Source organism: Collinsella sp. AF37-9, assembly GCF_003475115.1.
Classification (GTDB): Bacteria; Actinomycetota; Coriobacteriia; order Coriobacteriales; family Coriobacteriaceae; genus Collinsella.
This window is the reverse complement of sequence record NZ_QROQ01000028.1, coordinates 1-19,805: the sequence shown is the minus strand read 5'-3', so window position 1 is coordinate 19,805 and position 19,805 is coordinate 1. Positions and strand designations below refer to the sequence as shown.

Here is a 19,805-nt window from a genome sequence, read left to right as displayed (position 1 = left end):
AAAGACGTGGCGGGCGCAAACAACGCTGTCACTAGGTAAACTAAGCTATCCCATGCGTTTTAACGGGCGCCCGGCTTATGCGCCGGGCGCCCGTTTTGTTTTTGAAAGGAGGATTACGTGCAATCGTCTAAGAGCCTAAAAACACAACTTGTTGCGGCCGCCGTTAGCGTGGTCCTCTCTGCGTTTGCCCTGTCGGCAGCGACCTATGCGTGGTACGTTGCGAATACAAAGGTCTCCGCAACCACGTCAACCATTAGCGCGACGACCAATGGTTTCATCCTCCAGATCGATGAACTCAAGAACGGCGCCCAACATGGTGGCGAGCAGAAGTCGCTTGAGGCCCAGACCATGGGTGCCACGCTCAGCCCGTCCTCGACTGACGACCTTAAGAATTGGTACGTTTGCAACGGCTGGGACAACCAAGGCCTGGTAACCGACTATTCAACGCCCAATTTCTCAACGACTGCCAAGGCTTTGCCGGGCGAGTATGAGGTTGCTGGCAAGAAGTACAACGCTTTCATTAAAAGCGACTACATCGTCTACACCATTACCGATACTGGTACGGCTGATGTTTATCTCGATGCATCTGATGGTGCGCCCGTAACGATTGAGCCCGTGGGCGGCGAAGCTTCGGAGACCATGGTTGGTTCTCTGCGCGTTGCGATTACCACGCAGGCGATTGGGGATAACGGTAAGTCGGGCACCGGTCCGGAGGACCTGCGCGTCGTGTATGCCATGAGCGATGAGAAGGGCAAGGGTAACGACGCAACCGCCATTGCTGGCTGGACGAGCATCCAGAACATTGATGGTAAGCCGACGCTCGCGCAGGCGACCTATAGGCACATCTATACTGGCGGCACGGACGGATGGGTTGCCACTAAGGGCACGAGCGGTGATTATTCGGTTGCTGCGGACACTAACCCCATTGCAACTGGTGTTGGCTACAAGGGCATTGCCGTTCACGTCTACATTTGGATGGAAGGAACCGACGCGGATTGCGTTAACGGCAAATCCATCGAGAACAGCCCGACGACCTATAACGTCAGCGTCAAGCTCGCCGGTGTCGCAACGCCATAATGCCAACGTTTGCTTAAATACGGCTAGCCCAAGGGCCCACTTCGGGGGAAGTGAGCCCTTTTTCGTGCGGTGCCATTGCTGCGTAGGCGATAATGTGGAGAACTGTTCTTCCTGGAGGTTCCTTATGGACGGCATCGCTTCTAGTGTTCCGCTGATTGCTCGGCCGAGTTACGACCGCGCTTGTAGCCTTGTGCCGACTGAGTATGTTTTGGCTTGGGAGTGGTTCTTGCGCGAGGAGCAGCGTGGCGAGATTTGGGAAAAACTTCCTCATAACATTAAAGCTGATAGCCCCCAGTATCCTTATCGCATGATGATTGGCTCTGAGACCTTTTGCGTTTCGCGTCAATCAGGTATTTATTGGCCGGGTCGTGGACACATCAAGCATCCTGTGGAAAAGACCTTTGCGCTTTCGGTGCATAGCTCTACAAGTGGGAGCTATTCCGATGTTCCCCCGCTCTATCTTGAGGACGGCACGTGGGTGTTCAAGTATTCATCGCAAAGTGCTTCGGTTGAAAGCTGGCGCGACCAACGCTATAACGAAAAAATGATCAACTGCATGGAGTGCGGCGTTCCCGTTGGCGTGTTCTTTGCAACGAGCGCTGGCTACAAGGTGCTCGGCCTAGCGTTCGTTGAGCGCTACGAGCCGGAGAACAGCTGGTTTGTACTGCATGGCCCCGTTCACAAGGGCGGACCCGATGCACGTTTCTACCCCGACATGAGCTACATGAAGGACGATCCAATCGCGGCGGAGTTTTCCGGCGCCTCGGCGAGCGACGAAGAAAAGGTCCGCTACGCGCTGCGCCGTGAGCGAATCGGCCAGCAGCGTTTCCGCACTCAGCTCTTTGAGGCCTATACCGGTAAGTGTGCTGTTTCGGGCTGCAATGTCAGCGAAGCGCTCGAAGCTGCGCATATTGAGAACTATTCGGGTCCCAAGTCGCAGGTTGTCAGCAACGGTATTCTGCTGCGCCGTGACCTACATTCGCTGTTCGACGCCCATCTGATTTCGTTTGAGTTGGTGCGTGGCGACTATCAACTTTGCGGGTCGTACCTTCTGGAGCATACGGATTATGCGACGTTTGCAGGCTCGGTGCTGCGCGAGCCGGACGAACATCGCTTGCGTCCTAACGCCCGATTCCTCGAAGCCCATCGAGCTGAGTTCGCTTTCTCGGAATCGCGGCGTCGGGCGGAGGCGGTTGCTCCGTATTAGTCGGGTGTTGCTCGCCACGACCCAATCATGTCGATTGATCGGATCGCGCTGCGCCGCATCGAGAGCTGCACGATCCTGCCATCCTCTCCTCAACGGTTAAAACGGGAAAGGGGAGCCCATGGGATGGCGAAGCGATATCGCGCGCGGCGCATATGGAAACTTACCGCGAGCGTTAATGGACCGGAGCCTGTTCCCGCCCGTTGAGGCCGGCTGTAGCCAAATCTGCCTGCCCTGCCCTCGCTGCGGCGCAGACCTCCCATGCCTAGACATCTGCTTTATCGACGCTCGCGACAAACATGCCGCCAACCCGCGGGCTCGGATGGGCTTGCGCCTTCCGGTCTATCCTCAGCAATGCCCTACCTGCGGATGCACTATTTCCTATGACGATGCTGATGCCTAATTGTCAGCTAGCGAGCGAGGATTTTTGGACGATTGAAAACTGAGGGTGGATTATCGGACGTTTTTGGGCTGAAAGGCTGTCAAAAATGGGCGATTATCCACGCTCGAGCGCTTCTATCTTTAGACGGTGACTCGCCGCCAGAAGTACTCGCCGGTGCCTAAGATGCCTTACAGATAAATCCCTTCGCAAAAGGGCTTGTGGAACTGGGTGTGGTGGTCGCGTGCCCAGGTGAAGAGCGCCTGGTCAAAGTTGCTCTGACTGGCGGGGATGCCGTAGACGCCGGCGACTTCCACGCGCACGAACTCCAGCGCGGGCAGCTTGTTGATGGCCGTGAGTGCAAACGGCGACGTGGGCTCCTCGAACAGGTAATGGCTGCCTTGCAGCGCGCCGCAGCCGGTGCAGGTGCTGGCGAGCGATGCGGTCTTGGTGGCGCGCGACGTAACGGGCTTGTAGCCGCAGCGCTCGCGCAGGTAGTCGCGGATCTCGGCCGGCACGCAGCCCAGTGCAGGGGCGATGGCCACGGCATTGGCGCGGGCGGTGTCGATCACGATGTGGCCCGCATCGTCCATGGCGGGCGCGGCGTTGGGCGCAGCCTTGCTGCCCGAGTCCTCGGCCACCCGATATGGAATGCCAAAGGCCGCGACCGTCGTCTGCTCGTGGCACTTCCAGCATTCGCGCTTGCCCAGCACCAGGTAGATGTAGGGCGCGCTGGGGTCGGAGCGATCCACGCCGGGCAGCCACGCGGCAAAGGGCTCGGGGTTGACGCCATCGGGCACGTACCAGATCTTCTTGGCCCGGTCCCACTTGGCGCCCAGGGCCTTGGCCTTGTCTTTGTGCGAAAAGGGAACATCGAGCTCGGTGCGCATGGCGGCTCCTTTGTGCGGCTTGCGGTGCATGTGCTCCAAGGATACCCCAGCGGCGAGTGTGTGGTCGCTAAACGAGCACTTCGACCGCCCGAGAAGCCGCGGAGCATTTTGGCGAGGGTGCACCGTCAAGTAAATGGGCAAGCAAATGGTCAGCTTTTGGTCAGTTGAGCGGCAACCTTGCCAAAAGTTTGACGGATTTGCATTTAGACGTCGACGAATGAACACTTTGGTTGCGCCGCGGCAAAAAACTGCTGGTCGTTTGCCGAAAACTCGCCAGGACCGCCAGCGGCCGCCGACGCGCGTGCTATCTTCGCGCCATGGGTTACTTTATCGTTTCACATAACGCTGCGTTGGCGCTTTTGGCGCACCTGCCGAACCCTCGTTTTGGGGATTCGGAACCAGAGGTCGTGTCGATTGCAGGTGCCTGTGCGCTGTTGGACCAAGAGGCGCAGGATTTTATCGATCGCTATGATCTGGGGATCCAAACGCTGGATTTGCTGGTGCCATCGCGTGCCGACCGTCGGCAGAGCAAGCATGTTAAGACGCACCTGTGCACCAACGAGCTCCCGGCGGGCTCGTTTATCTCGCTGGGCCACTGGATGGGCGGCCTGGATGCGTATGTGTGCTCCCCCGAGCTGGCGTTTGTGCAGGTTGCGCACGACAGCTCTGCGGCCGAGGCCATCTATGCCGGCTATGCCATGACATCGAACTACCGGTTGGATAACCTTGCTCCCGGTGGGGTGACAAGCAGGGATGGGGGCATGCGCGATGGCAGGCTCACGACGAAGGAGCTCATTGCGGCGTATATCGAGGCGTCCCCAAAGGTAAGGGGTCTCGCGAAGGCAAAGGCGCTGCTTGCGTATGTGATCGAGGGATCGCGCTCTCCGAGGGAGTCGGGGCTGTGCATGTTTATGTCGCTGCCTGCGCGCTACGGCGGGTATGCATTGGGCAAGGCCGAGCTCAACAAGAAGGCTTTCATTCGCGATGGACTCAACGATGGGCGCGAGCGCAAACTGCGCGTGTTGGAGCGCACGCCCGACATTACGCTTACGGCTAAAGTCGAGGTGGGCAGGGATAAAGTAAAGGCCGGGCTGCTGCCAGAGGTGCTGACCGCGATGGTCGACTACGACAGCGATGCCATTCATGACGGCCGCGAGAAGATCCACAAGGATGCCGAGCGCCGCAACGAGTTGGAACTGCTTGAGGGAGTAGCGTATTTTACTGTGACAACCGACCAAGCAAATGACTACGACAAGCTCGTTCGGCTGTGCGAACGCATCCGACGGAAGCTGCATCGGAATAAGCGCCCCATCTTTAACAAGGCGATGAGTGCAGAGCAGCGATATTTTGCCCATGCGCGTGCCGAAACGAAGCGATTTTGGCTCTGGCAAGCCGTTATCGATGCGCATCAGTATTGGTAGGGGCGGTAACAGGGGGTTAGAATTAGCGGCCATATATCCAGATCTAATACTTTTCCCGAGAAGTGAACGAGCCAGAATGGACCCCCGAAATATCGACACTTTTAGGGGCCCGTTTCCTGCGGTTTTGCTGCTGGAATCCTGCGGTTTTGACGTCAAAAAGTGTGGATGCTCCAGGGGTCCAAATAAGCTCGTTCACTTCTCGGGAAAAGTATTAGACCTCAATTTAAAGAGGGTTACTTATATGTGACTGCGAGACCCATTCGGGTTTGATCGTGGCGATTGCTGGGGCTGTTTGGGCGCTTTGGGCTCGGTCGCCGTAAAACAAAACAGCTCAGAGGCGAAGCCTCTGAGCTGCGAACATTTGGTGGGCGTTAGAAGATTTGAACTTCTGACCTCTTCCGTGTCAGGGAAGCGCTCTCCCCCTGAGCTAAACGCCCGATCAAGGGTGCGCGAGTGCGCAGGAAATAATATAACGGAGCTCCCGCCCAGTGGCAAGAACTATTTTTTAAAAAGCGGCGATTTGCGACCCTATCCGCCCCGATGCAGCGCGAAGGGCACGCGAAATATTCCGTTTGTACCCCCGATGAACTGCACGTTCGCGTAAAATAACTCCATTATGGGCAAATGATGTCCAGGCGGTTTACAACACGGCATCTGGGGGAGGGGCATGTCGGACGCGCGTTCGCTGCAAAAACAGTTCAATCGCATGCTCGCCACGTTGCTGGTGGCGCTTGCTGCTGCCGGAGCCGTAACGTATGCCTGGTACATCTATAACGCCAACCGCCACATAACCGACGTCAAGATGGCGGCGGGCACGGGCGTGACCTTCCTTATCTCCAACGAGTACGACGGCGAATACAAAACCAACGCCGGCCTGAGCTTTACGGGTCTGCTCGATCCCGTCTCGACCGACAACGTGCTCAACGGCTTTCAAAAGGTAACGGGCTTTACCGGTGGAACCACCCAGGACTCGCTCTTTGCCAACATGTTTGGTGCCGCCGAGCATTCCGACTACTACAAGACTTCCCTGTACCTGGCTACCAACTCGGCCGCGACCGACGTGTACCTGTCGGGTATCGACTTTACCGAGCAGGATCCGGCAAACCCCATCTCCACCGCCCTGCGCGTGGGACTGGTTACCTATGCGTCAGGGCAGGGCGATACCGTGACGGGCCAGTACGTCTTTGAGGTCTCGGGCGAGCACAATCCCCAGGCGCGCTACAACACGCTCGACGGCAAGGATGCCGGCGAGAGCGAGCAGAACCACCTGGTGCTCGACAGCACCCGCTCCGATGGAACAACGGTTCATTTTGACCAGCTGACTAGTGCAAACTTCTGTGACTACAACGAAGACATCGGCATCGTGAGCCTCAAGGAGGCCACGACCAAGATCTGCAGCCTGCCCGCCGCTGCCGAGGGCGCCAACCGCAGCACGCCCGTGCGCGTGGATGTGTACGTGTGGCTGGAAGGCTGCGACCCCGACTGCACCAACAACCTGGCCGCCACCAGCCTGCAATCGCTGGCGCTGCGCTTTGCCGGCAAGCGTTCGTAAGGGGGCTGGACATGAGTGCATCGAACATCAAAGACATCCTGGGTTCGCGCCGTCGCATGGTTGCCGCGGCCGCATGGATGTTGGTGCTGGTAACCGCCTTGAGCGCCGCCACCTACGCCTGGTTTAGCAACTCGCGCTTCACCAACGTGACGCCCGTGGTGCACACGGTAAGCGACGAGGGCTCCGACCTGCAGATTGGCCTTTCGGCCAACGGGCCCTGGGACACGACGGCAACGCTTGCCGCCGCCGACAAGACACTCTATCCCATCTCGACGGCAGACCTTTCCCGCTTTTGGCGCGGCACGTTCCAAAACGCCGCCGGCGTTACGACCGACTACGCCGACTGCACCGCGCAGCTGGACGACTACGCCCTTTCGGGCACGCTGTACCTTAAGGGCAGCGATAGCGCGCTCAACGTGTACTTGTATCAGGGGCAGATGAGCGTGACGAGCGATCCGCAACTGCTGGCCGCGCTGCGCCTGGGTCTGGTCATTACAACCCAGTCGGGTACACAAATGCATATCTTTACCTGCGACGACCTGGGCAACACCTCGGGTGCCACCAGCAGGCGTACCACCGCGCAAGACGGCGTGGTCGTAGCGGTCGGTGCCTCGGGCTGGACTTACACCGACGACCCCGTGCGCGCCATAAGCGCCTACAGCATGGACGGCACTGGCGACACGCCCACGGCGCGCGCAGGTGCCACGCCCATCTGCACGCTGGCCGCCAACGAGGTGGCAAGCGTTCGCTACGTTGTGTACATGGAAGGCTGCGACGCCAATTGCATCGACGAGGCCCAGGCCCGCGATGTGGTGCTGCAGCTTGCCTTTGCCGCGGCCAAGGCATAAGGGGGTGAGCGACGTGAAAGATCAGAAGCGCATGCCGGCAGATAGCTGCGAGGCCAAAACCCAGAGCGAGAGCCCCGCGGTCCCCTCCGGCGCGACCGCCGAGCGCTCGCAGCCCGAAGGTGCCTCCGCCCGCCGCCACGCTCGCCACGCGCGTGCCTACATCGCGCTCGTTATGGTGGCGCTCGCCGCCACCTTGGGCGCCGCGACCTACGCCTGGTTTACCAACAACATGAAGGTCAACACCAATTCGGTGAGCGTGCACAGCGACACGTCCAAGCTGGTGCTGGAGCTGGGCGACGCCGATCGCGGCGGCTGGTCGCAGCAGGGCGATGTTTCCCTGACTTCCAATGCGACTGGCGCCGTGACGCTCTATCCGGTCTCGACCTTCGATCTCAACGGCTTTGCTGCCTGCGCGCAAAACAACTCCGCCGGCGATGCCACGGTGTTTGAGCAGGCAAAAGACAACGGTTCCGCGTTCTACCACGGCTGGATCAATCTGCGCCCCACCATTACCGGAACGGGCGCCAGCAAAGTAAAGGGTAAGGTCAGCTTGTATCTGGCCGAATCGCTGGTCCCGCAGGGCGCCGATGCCGAGCTGCTGCGCGCGGCCCGCGTGGGCATAAAGATCTCGAGCGGCAACCAGGTTCTTGCCACCAACATCTTTGAACTCGACGGCTCCGATAGTGGTCACCGCGCCGAGCACCCGGCGACTGCCCCTGCAGGCCTGGCGGGCTACACCGAGGGCATGCTCCTGGGCTGGCAAAACGGTCAGCTCACCTGCGGCGCCAACGTGACGCAGGACCCGGCCGCCTTTACGCTGGACACGAGCGAGACGGCCGCGCGTCCGCAAAACACGCTTGCCACGCTGGGGCTTGACCAGACCTATCGTTTGGATATCTATTACTACATCGAGGGCACCGATCCCGATAGCGCCGACTATCTCTATCAAGATCCGGGCACCTTGCACCTGTCGCTCTTTGCGACCTTGGACGGTGAGTAGCAATGGCACACGTCGCGCCCGACAACCGCCGCCCGACCACCGGCGCTCCGGTTGCCGCGCCCACCGATATCGACCTGCGCCGCAAGCTCACCACCACCGTGGTGCTGGTGCTGTTTGCGCTGGTGGCGATAGCCATGGCAACGTTCGCCTGGTTCTCCATCGCCGATAGCGCCAAGACCCGCATGCTCATGATCGACGCCAATGCCGACGGCTCGCTGCGCTTTGACCTGGACGAGCGTGCCACGTTCGACGAATACGTGCACAGCCTGGGCTTCGATCAGATCTCGGAGCGCATCGCCAGCGAAAAGGGCGTGGACATCGATGCGTCCAAGCTCAAGCCCGTCACCACGAGCGACTATCAGACCTTTACCTTCGAAGACGGTTCCACTGCCGATCCCGCCACCGGTGCCTACCTGGAGTTCACGCTGCACTTTATGAGCAGTACGGACCTGCGCGTTCGCCTGACCGGGCAGGATGGCGACGGCGGCGTGTCCGGCACGCGGTTCAGCTCCGACACGCAGGGCATGGCAAGCGCCATGCGCATGAGCTTTACCGCCGACGGTCATACTTGGGTCTACAACCCTAACGGGGGCGGCGGTTCATCTGGCTCGGCCACCGTCTTTGGGCTCGACTCGGGCGAGGCGACCGCGGCCAGCGACATGTTCGACCTGATAACAGAAACGGACAAGCCGGTAACCGTTCGCATATGGCTCGAGGGAACGGACCCAAATTGCACTAATATGCTAAAGGGAGCTAACTATTCGGTTTCGATGCGCTTCGAGGGCATCGAGGAACAGTAGATACGCACGGCGGCCATCGGGCCGCGCACGACCTAGACAGACACGGTAGTAAGGGACATCATGCAATCTGTTAAAAAAGTCGCATCCATCGCGCTGAGCGTTGTCATGTGGATCATCATCCTGGTGGCGGCCCTGTATGCGTTTACCACGCTCGCCACGCGCGAGGACGGCAGCGTCTCGGACATCGCCGGCTTCACCCCGCTCGCCGTGCAGTCCGACTCCATGGCTCCCACGTTTAACAAGGGCGACCTCATCTTCATCAAAAAGTGTGACACCTCCAAGCTCGAGGTGGGCGACATCGTGACGTTCCATACCATCATCGACAACGAGTACGCGCTCAACACGCACCGCATCGCCGCCATCGACGAGGTCAACGGCATGCGCAGCTTTACCACCAAGGGCGATAACAACGACGTGGCCGATACGCACATCATCAGCGACGGCGATATCGTGGGCAAGTACGTGTTCGCGCTGCCGCAGATGGGCAAGGTCATGGACTTCCTGTCCAGCTCCATGGGCTTCCTCATTGTGATCGTGCTGCCCATGCTGCTGTTCTTTATCTACCAGGTGTATCACCTCATCGTGGTGGGCATGAACCTTAAGCGCGCTATGGCCGAGGAGGACCGCCTGGCCGCCGCGGCTGCCATCGTGGACGCCGAGGGCAAGGGTGACACTACCGTCACGGCCGATAACGCCGCCGAGCAGCTTGCCCAGGCCGAGGCCAAGCTCGAGGAAGCCCGTCGTCTGAAGGCCGAGGCCGAGGCGGCGATGAGCGCGACCAAGCAGGAGGGTACCGACGGTGAGTGAGTTTCTGGGATTTGCCTGGGAGCTACTGGCAAAGGTCGTCTACAACGTCGTTGCCGTCGTGAGCTCCATCCTTAACCTGCTGGTGTTTGGCTGGGTTGAGTACTTCAACATCTTTATGACCTACTTCACCACGTTTGACCTGGTGGGCAAGATCGGCGCGGTCATTCTGTTTGCCATGCTCATCGCGGTCCCCGTGCTGATCGTGGCCGTTCTGATCCACCACTACCGCATCAACCGTCGCCTGCATCGCGACGACACGTCCAACAAGGCGCTCTATCGCGAGATCGGCCGCCTGAACAAGCAGGTGCTCGACCTCATGGACGAGAAGAACAAGCTGCTGGCGCTCAAGGTCAATGCCATGGGCGGCACCAAGCAGATTCCGTACGTGGGCGCCTCGGCCCTGGCCGACGACCATCTGCCCACGGTGGGTAACGTGGTGGGCGCCGCCGCAGGTGCCGCTACGGGTGCCGCTGCGGGCGAGGGCGCCGCGGCGACGGCCGTCATGTCGGGCAACGCGTCGCTCGCGCTCGACGGTGCGGGCGTCAAGGATGCCGCGGCCGCCATGGCCAAGGCGACCGTCGAGGCCAAGACCCTTGCCGAGGAAAAAGAGATCGCCCAAGCCAACCGCTTCCCCAAGCTGTCCCTGGTGGACCTTAAGTACCGCGACTAGGAATCGCCGGTCTACGACGATGCCATCTCGCTGGAGGACTTTGTCGACAGCTTCCGCGCGTTTGCGTGCAGCCAGATGAAGCTCTACTACACGCCCGAGATCATCCGCCGCTTTGTGGCCGGCATGGCCGCCTCCAAGCTGCTGATCCTGGAGGGCATCTCGGGTACCGGTAAGACGTCGCTGCCCTACAGCTTTAGCCGCTACTTGGACAACCCCGCGACCATCGTTTCGGTGCAGCCGAGCTTCCGCGACCGCACCGAGGTGCTGGGCTACTTCAACGAGTTTTCCAAGCGCTTTAACGAGACCGAGTTCCTCCGCGCCGTGTATGAGGCGGGCCTTCGCCAGGACCCGTCCATGATCGTGCTCGACGAGATGAACCTCGCCCGCGTGGAGTACTACTTTGCCGAGATCCTGTCGGTGCTCGAGATGCCCAGCCACGACGAATGGGTGCTCGACCTGGTGCCCACCCAGTGGGCCGCCGACCCCAAGGCCCTGCACGACGGCAAGCTCACCATTCCCGACAGCCTGTGGTTTATCGGCACGGCCAACAACGACGACTCCACCTTTACCATCACGGACAAGGTGTACGACCGCGCAATCCCCATCGAGCTCAACGAGCGCGCCGACGCGTTTGAGTGCGAGCCGCACGAGCGCGTGCACGTGACGGCCGATCACCTGCAGTATCTATTCCAAAAGGCCAAGGTCGAGTATGTGATCGACGAGGAGCTGCTCCAGAAGATGCACAAGCTGGACCAGTACCTGCAGACCCGCTTTAAGCTGGCCTTTGGTAACCGTATCATCAAGCAGATGTACGACTTTATCCCCGTGTACGTGGCGTGCGGCGGCACCGAGCTGGGCGGCATGGACTACATCATCGCCCGCAAGGTGCTCAAGAAGTTTGAGTCCATGAACGTGAGCTTTGTGCGCGACGAGATGAAGGGCCTGATCGAGTACATTGAGAAGACCTTTGGCGAGGGCGGTCTGCCCGATTCCGTCATGTACCTGCAGCGGATCCAGAATTTCTACTAATGTCGTAAGCGCGGGGCGACGTGATGTCGCCCCGCCCCTTTCCGATCGATCCAATCTATGGAGTAACCCATGTCCGAGACCATTCAGGACCTCTATACCAGCTTCTCCGAGCAGATGGAGCCCATCCAGGAGGACAGCCGCTACTTCCGCTATCTGTTTGAGATGGCGCAGGCCTCGGGCACCACGATCGAACAGCAGCGCGAGGAGCTCGTCAAGGTGGTGGACGAGGAATGGATCAGCATGATCGAGGACTCGCTCGACGCCATCAACACCATCATCGAAAAGCCGCGCCGCTTTATCACCACCGAGGAAGAGGTGGTGCCGGTCTCGCTCGCTAAAAAGATCAGCGCCGACAGCGTCCGTCATCTGAGCCAGAACACGCAGTTTTTGGCGCCGAGTGAGGACGGCGGCGTTCACCCTACGCGCATCCTCAACGTCAATACCGTCGAGACGTACGACCTGTACGAGAACCGCTTTATCTACCATCTGATTCAGCGCTTGCTGACGTTTGTGGATAAGCGTACCGACGTGATCTTTTGGTCGACGGGCAACGAGATCCGCAACCGCTTTAAGATGCACAGTAAGATCGACGACGCGTACGAGCAGATCGAGTACAGCGTGGAGATGACGGTCAAAAACCGTCAGAGCTTCGCCGAGAACGACGCCGACAACATGGACGTCTTTATGCGCATCGACCGCGTGCGCCGCCTGGTCATGGCGCTGCGCGGCGCGTCGTTCTGCCAGATCATGAACGGCTGCAGTGCGGTTCGCAGCCCCATTCAGCGCACCAACCTCATCATGAAAGACCCCAACTACCGCAAGTGCTACCAGCTGTGGCAGTTTATGGAGCGCTACGACAAGGTGGGTTACAACATCGACGTGCAGCAGCAGGCGCTGGCGTTCGACGACGAGTACATGGTGCAGATGTACACCAACCTCATCAACAACTACACCGTCTTTAAGAGCCTGACCGACGACGAGCGCAACCTGCAGGAGCTTGAGAGCGTGCAACACGCGCCGGTGGCGCCCAAGTTTATTAAAGAGATCAAGGAGGTGCAGGTCGATAGCCCCGACCTGCCCGATGTTGAGGTTCGTCGTGTGTTTGTGGAGGAGGTCACGCAGGCCCAGCTCGATGCCGAGCAGGCGCTGGCCGAGGCCCGCGAGCAGATTGAGGAGCTCCAGGGGCAGCTGAAGTCCTGGAAAGTGCAGGCGCACGCGCTGACCGATGAGCGCGACGATCTGGTAGATGAACTGGACGAGGCCAAGACACGCGAGCTGGCGTTGACGCAGCGCGCACAGATTGCCGAGGCCGATGTCGAGGAACTGCGCGCCTCGCTGGAGGATGTCGAGGCCGGTAAAAAGGCTGCCGAGGATGCCGCTGCAGAAGCACGTGAGACCGCGGCGGCTCAGCTTGAGCGGATGCGCGCCGAGGCCGATGCCGAGGTCTCAGTCGCCCGCGCCGACGCAGATGCTAGGGTCGCGGCTGCCGAGCAGACTGCTGCCGAGCAAGTCGCGCGGGTCAAGAGTGAGTCTGCCGCAGCCTTGGCTGCCAAGACGGCTGCCGACGCTGCCGAGCTGCAGGCCGCCAAGGACGCCGCCGCAGCCGAGCTTGCCGGCGTGCGCGAGGCGTCTGCCAAGGAGCTCGCCGAGGTGCATGCCAAGCTGGATGCCGCCAAGTTGCAGATTGAGGAAGTGCGGCTGGCGGCCGAGCGCGATGCCCGTGCCGCGCAGGAGACTGCCGACGTCGCCGCGGCCGAGGCGGAGCAGAAGCTCGCCGACACCGTTGCCGCGGCCGAGGAGAAGGTTGCTGCCGCCCAGCAGGCCGCCGATGCTGCGATCGACGCCGCCCGTGCTGCCGCCGATTCTGCCGTTGAGCAGGCTACGGTGGATGCCAGCGAGAAGGTCGCCGCTGCCGCTGCCGAGCGCGATGCCGCCGCGCGTGCCGCCGAGGAGGCTCGTGCCGACGCCGACGCGCGTATCGCTGCAGCTGAGCTCGAGGCGGGGGAGCGTATTGAGCAGGAGCTCGCCGCCGCAAAGGCCGCGCACGAGCGCGAGCTCGAGGCCGCCCGCGCGGAGATGCAGCAGCGCTTGGCCTCGTTGGCGCACGAGCTGGAACAGGCCGAGCGCGATCGCGCCCGCGCCGAGCGCCGTGCCGAGGGCAACAGCCTGTCGCGCTATCTGCTGGCTCGCTTGCGCGGAGAGGCCGCCGAGGGCGATGTCGCCACGACCGTTGAGGGAGATGAGACCGACGTTTCGGCATCTGACGCCACTGACGTCGAGCCTTCCGCAAAGGACGCCGACAAGTGATGAAGCACGTGCTCCGCGTGATCAACGTGCTGGCGACCGTGGTGATCCTGGTCGCCTTTGTGGTGCTGCTGCGCACGGTGTTCACGCCCGCCGGCGAGATCCCCACCATCATGGGCTATGGCTTTATGCGCACGCTGACCGGCTCTATGGAGCCGGCGATTCCCGTGCACTCGTTTATCGTCGTCGATACCGACAACAGTCAGGCCTACCAGGTGGGTGACATCATCACCTTCCATTCGTCCGATGACGCGCTGGAGGGTTCACTCAACACGCACCGCATCGTTGCCGTGGAGGCCGCGGCCGACGGCACGCCGGTCTACCGCACCAAGGGCGATGCCAATCCGGTCGAGGACGCCGCGCCCGTGCCCGCCGCCGACGTGGTGGGCCGCGTGGTCTTTGTCTCGGCGGGGCTGGGCGTGGTGGTCTCGTTGCTCACCAATCCGCTGCTGTTCTTTCCGCTTATCGTGGTGCCGCTGATCGTGCTGCTGGTGCTCGAGATTCGCCATATGGTCAAGACAACGCAAGAGGTGGCACGCGCCGAGGACGAGGCCGCCCTGCGCGCAGCCGTGGAGCAGATTCGCGAAAAGCGCCGTCGCGAGCAGGAGGAGCAGGGCGACGCCGGTGACGAGGGCGATGCCGACGGTGGCCATACCGATGAAAGTGCGGAAGCCGATCCCGGCGCCCCAGGCGATTCCAACCGCTCGGCATAGCTCTTCGGTGCCTTTCGTCCCTGCAATTTGGATGCTCGTAGATGTTCCGAATCGCCCGCATTTCCGTATCAATATTCGTGCTACAGTTTGAGCGCTTTGTTGCCAATTGATTTCTGGGGAGTGGGATGGAACAGAAGCGCTCGGCGCAGTGTGCACGTGAAAGGGCTTCGGTACCGATGACGGCGGCGTCTGATTTTATCGTGCCCGAGGGGACTGACGAGCTGAGCCGCAGCACCCGCCGCGCATGGCGCGACCGCCTCAACGACGCCCAGGCGCGCAAGATGGCCCTGGGTACGCTCGCCGCGTTTGCCGGCGGTACGTTTTGGGGTTTTTCTGGCACCAGCGCCAGCTACCTCTTTGACGTGTGCCATATCGAGACGTTTTGGCTGATGAGCGTGCGCCAAGTTATCGCTGGCCTGCTCTTTATGTTCGTTGTGCTCAGAAAAGACCGCGACCGCTTGATCGAGCTGTGGACTACCCCCGCCGATCGCAAGCAGCTTATTCTGTTTACGATCTTTGGCCTGCTGTTCAACCAGCTTTGCTATCTGTCAGCCGTGCGCCTGACCAACGCGGGCACCGCGACTGTCTTCCAGTGCCTGCAGCTGGTGGTCGTCATGGGGTATGCCTGCGTCACCGCGCATCGACTGCCGCGCACGCGCGAGGCTCTTGGCATTTTGCTCGCATTGGGCGGAACGTTTTTGATCGCCACGGGCGGCGACCCCAGTACGCTCAACATCTCGCCGATGGGCCTGCTCTCGGGCCTTTTGTGCGCAGTGGGCGGTGCCTGCATAGCAATCATCCCTGCCGGAATCCTCAACAAATACGGTAGCCCGGTCGTCACGGGCTCGGCCATGCTTTCGGCGGGAATCGTGATGAGTATCTTTACCCAGCCGTGGGCGCATATGCCGGCGCTCGGCCCCTCGGGTGTCGGCGCGCTCGCGATATTTATTGTGGTGGGGTCGTTCTTCGCCTATATGTTCTACATGCAGGGCGTTAAGGAGATTGGCTCGGTGCGCGCGAGCCTCCTTGGAACCATGGAGCCGGTTTCGGCCACCATCACCAGCGCCCTTATGCTGGGAACGGTGTTTTTGCCCACCGACCTGGCGGGCTTTGCCATGATTATCGCGATGGTGTTTTTGACGGTGTAGCTGGCGCCAAGACGGAAAAGGCGTTGTGCCACATTTTCGCCAATTGATGTCCGTGTCTGGAGTTTAGCTGTCGATGCTCAAAATGCCATAAACTAGTAACGTTATGGACTTTTTCATTGCGACTCAATTGCGAGGATTTCTTTATGGCTGGTAATCACTTTAAGGGCGGCGATAGCGGCCGTCCTGCAGTTCCGCCGCGTCCGAACGGGGCTGGTAAGGCCGGCACGCCGGGCGGCGCTGGGCAGGGCGGTTCCGGTAAGCGCGTGTCCCCGGGCGAGACGGCGATGTTTACCGCTCTGTACGAGCAGTCTCAAAAGGCAAAAAAGACCGGCCGTGCAAGAGGGAATGTCTTTGCGGGCGGTGCAACCTCCACGTCGCAGCCGAGCGGGGCCCCTTCGATACCTGCGAACAACGCAGGTGCTGCCAACGCCGCGAATACCGCCGGCAACGTTAATGCCGGCAAGGCCGCCAACAATACTCCCTCTGCCGGTGGCGCGGGGCTTACGGGTAACCTTGGCACGATTTACACCGGCGCCTCCGAGACTGGCACGTTCGCCCGCCTGGATGATAGCGGTGCCGAGTTTGCGGGCTCGGGTTCCAAGGAAGATTATTACGATTTTGGCTTGAACTATGGTAGCGACGCTTCGTCGAGTTCGACCTCTGACGGTCTGGTCCGTCATCGCCATCGCAAGGGCGAACGCAAAAAGCGTCACACCGGCGCCATTATTGCCGCTGTAGTCGCGGTGCTTCTCGTTGCGCTTGGCGCAAGCGGCTTTATGCTGCTTAACTCGGCAAAGACCGTAAAGAGTGAAGCGAAGGAGGCCGTCGAGATTGTCGGTGGCCTTAAGGACAAGGTCACGTCGGGCGATTTTTCGACGCTGCCTGACGACGCGAAGAAGATTGATGAGCTTTGCGACAGCATGAAGGCGGAGACCTCGAGCCCGCTGTGGACGGCGGCTTCGTTTATCCCGGTGTATGGCAGCGACATCAATGCGGCCCGCACCATGATTGATGCCCTGTCCGATGTCTCGAGCAACGCGCTGGTTCCCATGGCCGATAACCTTTCGCAGGCCACGCCCGGCAAGCTGTTTCAGGACGGCATGATTAACGTGTCCGCGCTGCAGGCGGTCGCCGATTCGCTTTCCAGCAGCTCGAAGGTGTTCAAGAGCGCCAACGAGAAGATCCAGGGCATTGGCGATACTCATATTTCCCAGGTGACCGAGCTTGTCGATAAGGCCAAGGACGGCTTTGCCACCCTCAACGGCGCGGTTGACGCGGCGGAGAAAGTCGCCCCCGTCCTTCCCCAGATGCTCGGCGCCAACGGCCAGACGCGTCATTATCTTGTGCTCGCGATGAGCAATGTCGAGATCCGCGCCTGTGGCGGTTTTCCCGGTTCTCGCGGCGTGATGTCGGTGACTGATGGTAAGCTCGAACTGGGCGATTTTGTCAAAGTCGACATGATGAAAGAGCCTTTGAGCCCGCTTCCCATCACCGATGAAGAAGCAAACTTGTTCACGACCGGATGGGGCCTGACCGGATTCAACACGCTCGGATACACGATGGGTGACGTTACGATGACGCCCGATTATCCGCGTGCGGCTCAGCTTGCCAGCGATATGCAGAAGGCCATTGTCGGAGATGACATCGACGGCGTATTTGCAGTCGATCCGGTATTTTTGCAGTATATGCTCGGCATTGTAGGCGGCACACAGCTTCCTGACGGTACCGTCGTTGATGGAAGCAACGCTGCAAAGGTGCTGCTGCACGATATTTATTGGAATTACCCGGTAGAGGAACAGGACGCCATTTTTGCGGCGGTTGCCGGATCGGCTTTTAACAAGATCGTGGACGAACTGGGCTCCAGCGATATTGCTAAGATTGCTGGAGCCATCGAAAAGGGTGCTTCCGAGGGTCGCATCCTCATGTATTCGAGAAACGATGACGAGGAAAAGGCCGCGAAGGCCCTTGGAATATCGGGCGCCCTCCAAGCCGATACGTCGGAGGCTCCGATCTTGGGCGTCTATGTGAACAACTACAGTTATTCAAAGATGGATTGGTTCCTCGATAAGCGAGTCACCATCGATTCTTCGGTTGAAAATGCCGATGGCTCGACGACGTATCGAGTGACCACCTCGCTCAAGAACACGATGACCCCCCAGGAGAAGGCCGAGATGCCTGGTTATTTCCAGGGCCATAACGGCATTAGCCAGGATATTGATGATGAGGTACTGAGGCTTTATCTCTATGCTCCTGCGGGAGGCAGCATTTCGGACATTAAGACTTCGGGCTCCGGTTCTATCGAGATGAACGAAGCGACGCACGATGGCTTGAAGGTTGCATGGGGCGGTGTCCACATGCTTCTTGGACAAGACATAAAGGTTGAGTACACGGTCACGACTTCGAAGGACTCTGGGCACAAGGAGCTTAAGGTTCGTACCACGCCGACCGCTCAAACGTTCGAACAGGATAAGTAAGATATGAAGTACTTTGGCACCGACGGCTTTCGCGGTGAGGCCAACGTTGGGCTGACGGTAGAGCACGCTTATAAGATTGGCCGTTTTGTGGGCTGGTATTACGGCGCCAACCGCGAGCGCAAGGCGCGCGTCATCGTGGGCAAGGACACCCGTCGCTCGAGCTATATGTTCGAGGCGGCGCTGGTGAGTGGCTTGGTCGCGAGCGGTGCGGACGCCTATATGCTGCACGTGATCCCCACGCCGGGCGTAGCGCATCAGACCGTGGAAGGCTGCTTCGATTGCGGCATCATGATCAGCGCGAGCCACAACCCGTTTTGCGATAACGGCATTAAGCTCGTCAATAGCGACGGTTTTAAGATGGACGAGGACGTACTGGAGCTCATCGAGGACTACGTCGATGGCAAGAGCGAGGTGCCGCTGGCCACGGGCAACCACATCGGCGCCACGGTGGACTACATGCAGGGCCGCAACCGCTACATTGCCTCGCTCATCGCCAGCGCGAACTTTTCGCTGCAGGGCGTCAAGATCGGCATCGACTGCGCCAACGGCTCGGCGTCCTCGGTGGCCAAGCCGGTGTTCGACGCGCTGGGCGCCGACGTGCGCGTGATCAATGCCGCGCCTGATGGTTTTAACATCAACGTCGACTGCGGCTCCACGCATATGGAGCGTCTGCAGCGCCACGTGGTGGAGCAGGGCTTGGACGTGGGCTTTGCCTATGACGGCGATGCCGACCGCTGCCTGGCCGTGGACGAGCGCGGGCGCGTGGTCGATGGCGACCAGATCCTGTACGTGTGCGGCGTGTACCTGAACAAGCACGGTCGCCTTTCGGGCGGTACCGTGGTTCCGACGATTGCCAGCAACTTTGGCCTGATCAAGTCGTTGGAGCTTGCCGGCCTAAGTGCCGTGACCAGCGGTGTGGGCGACCGTCACGTGTATGCCAAGATGCGCGAGGGCGGTTACAGCCTAGGCGGCGAGCAGACGGGCCATACGATCTTTGGCGATATCGAGCGCACGGGCGACGGCATTATGACCTCGCTGCGCGTGATGGAAGTGATCCGCGCCGAGCGCGAGACGCTCTCGCAGCTCACGGCTCCGTGCAAGCTGCTACCGCAGGCGCAGGTGGCCGTGCGCGTGGCGGACAAGGACGCCGCGCTCGAGAACATGGGCGTGCAGAACGCCATCGCCGAGGCCGAGGCTGCGCTGGCAGGCGAGGGCCGCGTGCTCGTACGCAAGAGCGGAACCGAGTCGGTTATCCGCGTGCTGGCCGAGGCGCCCGACCAAGTATCCGCCGATGCCGCCATGAAGCGCATCGCCAACGCACTCGAGGCTCTGTAGTTACGCGGTTTTACCAAACCGCGTAACTGCTCGACGCTGCAAACGCCCCTAAGCGGCAATCTGACGTTCAATTTCAAGGGCGCGACCAGAAGGTCAGCGCCCTTTCATTTCAAGACTTTAGTCTGCTGGCCGCGCAGCGGCCAGCTTTAAACCA

The 19,805-nt window shown here is 60.4% G+C and carries 16 protein-coding genes and 1 tRNA gene; 15 read left to right on the top strand and 2 right to left on the bottom strand.

Features of this window, described 5'->3' with window-relative positions; all coding sequences use genetic code 11:
• Positions 1-117: 117 nt before the first annotated feature.
• On the top strand, positions 118-1,077 hold the full coding sequence (locus DW024_RS10105) for a hypothetical protein (RefSeq protein ID WP_158564543.1): 960 nt from the start codon (positions 118-120) through the stop codon (positions 1,075-1,077).
• A gap of 124 nt (positions 1,078-1,201) precedes the next feature.
• Positions 1,202-2,284 carry an HNH endonuclease gene (locus DW024_RS08275; protein WP_158572187.1) on the top strand — a complete coding sequence of 361 codons (1,083 nt, stop codon included), beginning with the start codon at positions 1,202-1,204 and terminating at the stop codon, positions 2,282-2,284.
• A 567-nt stretch (positions 2,285-2,851) separates the two neighbouring features.
• On the opposite strand, the gene DW024_RS08270 is transcribed toward DW024_RS08275, so the two are convergent.
• Positions 2,852-3,550 (bottom strand): DUF5710 domain-containing protein, encoded by a 699-nt coding sequence (locus DW024_RS08270; RefSeq protein WP_117776672.1) that lies wholly within the window; start codon positions 3,548-3,550, stop codon positions 2,852-2,854.
• Positions 3,551-3,957: 407 nt separating this feature from the next.
• On the opposite strand from DW024_RS08270, the gene DW024_RS08265 reads away from it, so the two are divergent.
• Positions 3,958-4,971: a hypothetical protein gene (locus DW024_RS08265; RefSeq protein WP_117855716.1), complete on the top strand. Its 1,014-nt coding sequence runs from the start codon at positions 3,958-3,960 to the stop codon at positions 4,969-4,971.
• Between the two features lie 362 nt (positions 4,972-5,333).
• Here the strand turns inward: DW024_RS08265 and DW024_RS08260 are convergent.
• Positions 5,334-5,408 (bottom strand) — tRNA-Val (locus DW024_RS08260).
• A gap of 230 nt (positions 5,409-5,638) precedes the next feature.
• Between DW024_RS08260 and DW024_RS08255 the strand changes: the two genes are divergently transcribed.
• The 12 genes from DW024_RS08255 (at position 5,639) to glmM (ending at position 19,651) form a co-directional block, all read left to right on the top strand.
• Entirely contained in the window at positions 5,639-6,523 is an 885-nt protein-coding gene (locus DW024_RS08255) for a hypothetical protein (RefSeq protein WP_117776670.1), read from the top strand.
• An 11-nt stretch (positions 6,524-6,534) separates the two neighbouring features.
• The gene (locus DW024_RS08250) at positions 6,535-7,371 is read left to right on the top strand and encodes a hypothetical protein (protein ID WP_118377440.1); all 837 of its coding nucleotides are present in this window, start codon (positions 6,535-6,537) and stop codon (positions 7,369-7,371) included.
• A 13-nt stretch (positions 7,372-7,384) separates the two neighbouring features.
• Positions 7,385-8,371, top strand: coding sequence for a hypothetical protein (locus DW024_RS08245; RefSeq protein WP_117776668.1), 987 nt, complete (start codon positions 7,385-7,387; stop codon positions 8,369-8,371).
• A 2-nt stretch (positions 8,372-8,373) separates the two neighbouring features.
• Complete coding sequence (locus tag DW024_RS08240; RefSeq protein WP_117855719.1) at positions 8,374-9,171, top strand: hypothetical protein; 798 nt, start codon at positions 8,374-8,376, stop codon at positions 9,169-9,171.
• A gap of 60 nt (positions 9,172-9,231) precedes the next feature.
• Positions 9,232-9,978 (top strand): signal peptidase I, encoded by a 747-nt coding sequence (locus DW024_RS08235; protein WP_117776666.1) that lies wholly within the window; start codon positions 9,232-9,234, stop codon positions 9,976-9,978.
• Positions 9,971-10,648, top strand: coding sequence for a hypothetical protein (locus tag DW024_RS08230; protein ID WP_118377438.1), 678 nt, complete (start codon positions 9,971-9,973; stop codon positions 10,646-10,648). The genes DW024_RS08235 and DW024_RS08230 overlap by 8 nt, the downstream gene beginning before the upstream one ends.
• A gap of 75 nt (positions 10,649-10,723) precedes the next feature.
• Positions 10,724-11,677 carry a hypothetical protein gene (locus DW024_RS08225; RefSeq protein ID WP_118377437.1) on the top strand — a complete coding sequence of 318 codons (954 nt, stop codon included), beginning with the start codon at positions 10,724-10,726 and terminating at the stop codon, positions 11,675-11,677.
• 69 nt (positions 11,678-11,746) lie between these two features.
• Complete coding sequence (locus tag DW024_RS08220; protein ID WP_117716602.1) at positions 11,747-13,984, top strand: DUF2357 domain-containing protein; 2,238 nt, start codon at positions 11,747-11,749, stop codon at positions 13,982-13,984.
• Positions 13,984-14,694: a signal peptidase I gene (locus DW024_RS08215; protein WP_117629006.1), complete on the top strand. Its 711-nt coding sequence runs from the start codon at positions 13,984-13,986 to the stop codon at positions 14,692-14,694. The genes DW024_RS08220 and DW024_RS08215 overlap by 1 nt, the downstream gene beginning before the upstream one ends.
• Before the next feature lie 125 nt (positions 14,695-14,819).
• Positions 14,820-15,842, top strand: coding sequence for a DMT family transporter (locus DW024_RS08210; RefSeq protein ID WP_199576951.1), 1,023 nt, complete (start codon positions 14,820-14,822; stop codon positions 15,840-15,842).
• Between the two features lie 143 nt (positions 15,843-15,985).
• A complete protein-coding gene (locus DW024_RS08205; protein WP_118377436.1) occupies positions 15,986-18,316 on the top strand; it encodes a DUF4012 domain-containing protein in 2,331 nt (776 codons plus the stop codon).
• A 3-nt stretch (positions 18,317-18,319) separates the two neighbouring features.
• Positions 18,320-19,651 carry a phosphoglucosamine mutase gene (gene glmM / locus DW024_RS08200; protein WP_118377435.1) on the top strand — a complete coding sequence of 444 codons (1,332 nt, stop codon included), beginning with the start codon at positions 18,320-18,322 and terminating at the stop codon, positions 19,649-19,651.
• Positions 19,652-19,805 lie beyond the last annotated feature (154 nt).

Bases quoted from the DNA above. Each gene is read 5' to 3' on its own strand.
- DW024_RS08275 (WP_158572187.1), top strand. From the start codon at position 1,202: ATGGACGGCATCGCTTCTAGTGTTCCGCTGATTGCTCGGCCGAGTTAC.
- DW024_RS08220 (WP_117716602.1), top strand. From the start codon at position 11,747: ATGTCCGAGACCATTCAGGACCTCTATACCAGCTTCTCCGAGCAGATG.
- DW024_RS08225 (WP_118377437.1), top strand. From the start codon at position 10,724: ATGAAGCTCTACTACACGCCCGAGATCATCCGCCGCTTTGTGGCCGGC.
- DW024_RS08250 (WP_118377440.1), top strand. From the start codon at position 6,535: ATGAGTGCATCGAACATCAAAGACATCCTGGGTTCGCGCCGTCGCATG.
- DW024_RS08205 (WP_118377436.1), top strand. From the start codon at position 15,986: ATGGCTGGTAATCACTTTAAGGGCGGCGATAGCGGCCGTCCTGCAGTT.
- DW024_RS08235 (WP_117776666.1), top strand. From the start codon at position 9,232: ATGCAATCTGTTAAAAAAGTCGCATCCATCGCGCTGAGCGTTGTCATG.
- glmM (WP_118377435.1), top strand. From the start codon at position 18,320: ATGAAGTACTTTGGCACCGACGGCTTTCGCGGTGAGGCCAACGTTGGG.
- DW024_RS08270 (WP_117776672.1), bottom strand. From the start codon at position 3,550: ATGCGCACCGAGCTCGATGTTCCCTTTTCGCACAAAGACAAGGCCAAG.
- DW024_RS08210 (WP_199576951.1), top strand. From the start codon at position 14,820: ATGGAACAGAAGCGCTCGGCGCAGTGTGCACGTGAAAGGGCTTCGGTA.
- DW024_RS08240 (WP_117855719.1), top strand. From the start codon at position 8,374: ATGGCACACGTCGCGCCCGACAACCGCCGCCCGACCACCGGCGCTCCG.
- DW024_RS08215 (WP_117629006.1), top strand. From the start codon at position 13,984: ATGAAGCACGTGCTCCGCGTGATCAACGTGCTGGCGACCGTGGTGATC.
- DW024_RS08255 (WP_117776670.1), top strand. From the start codon at position 5,639: ATGTCGGACGCGCGTTCGCTGCAAAAACAGTTCAATCGCATGCTCGCC.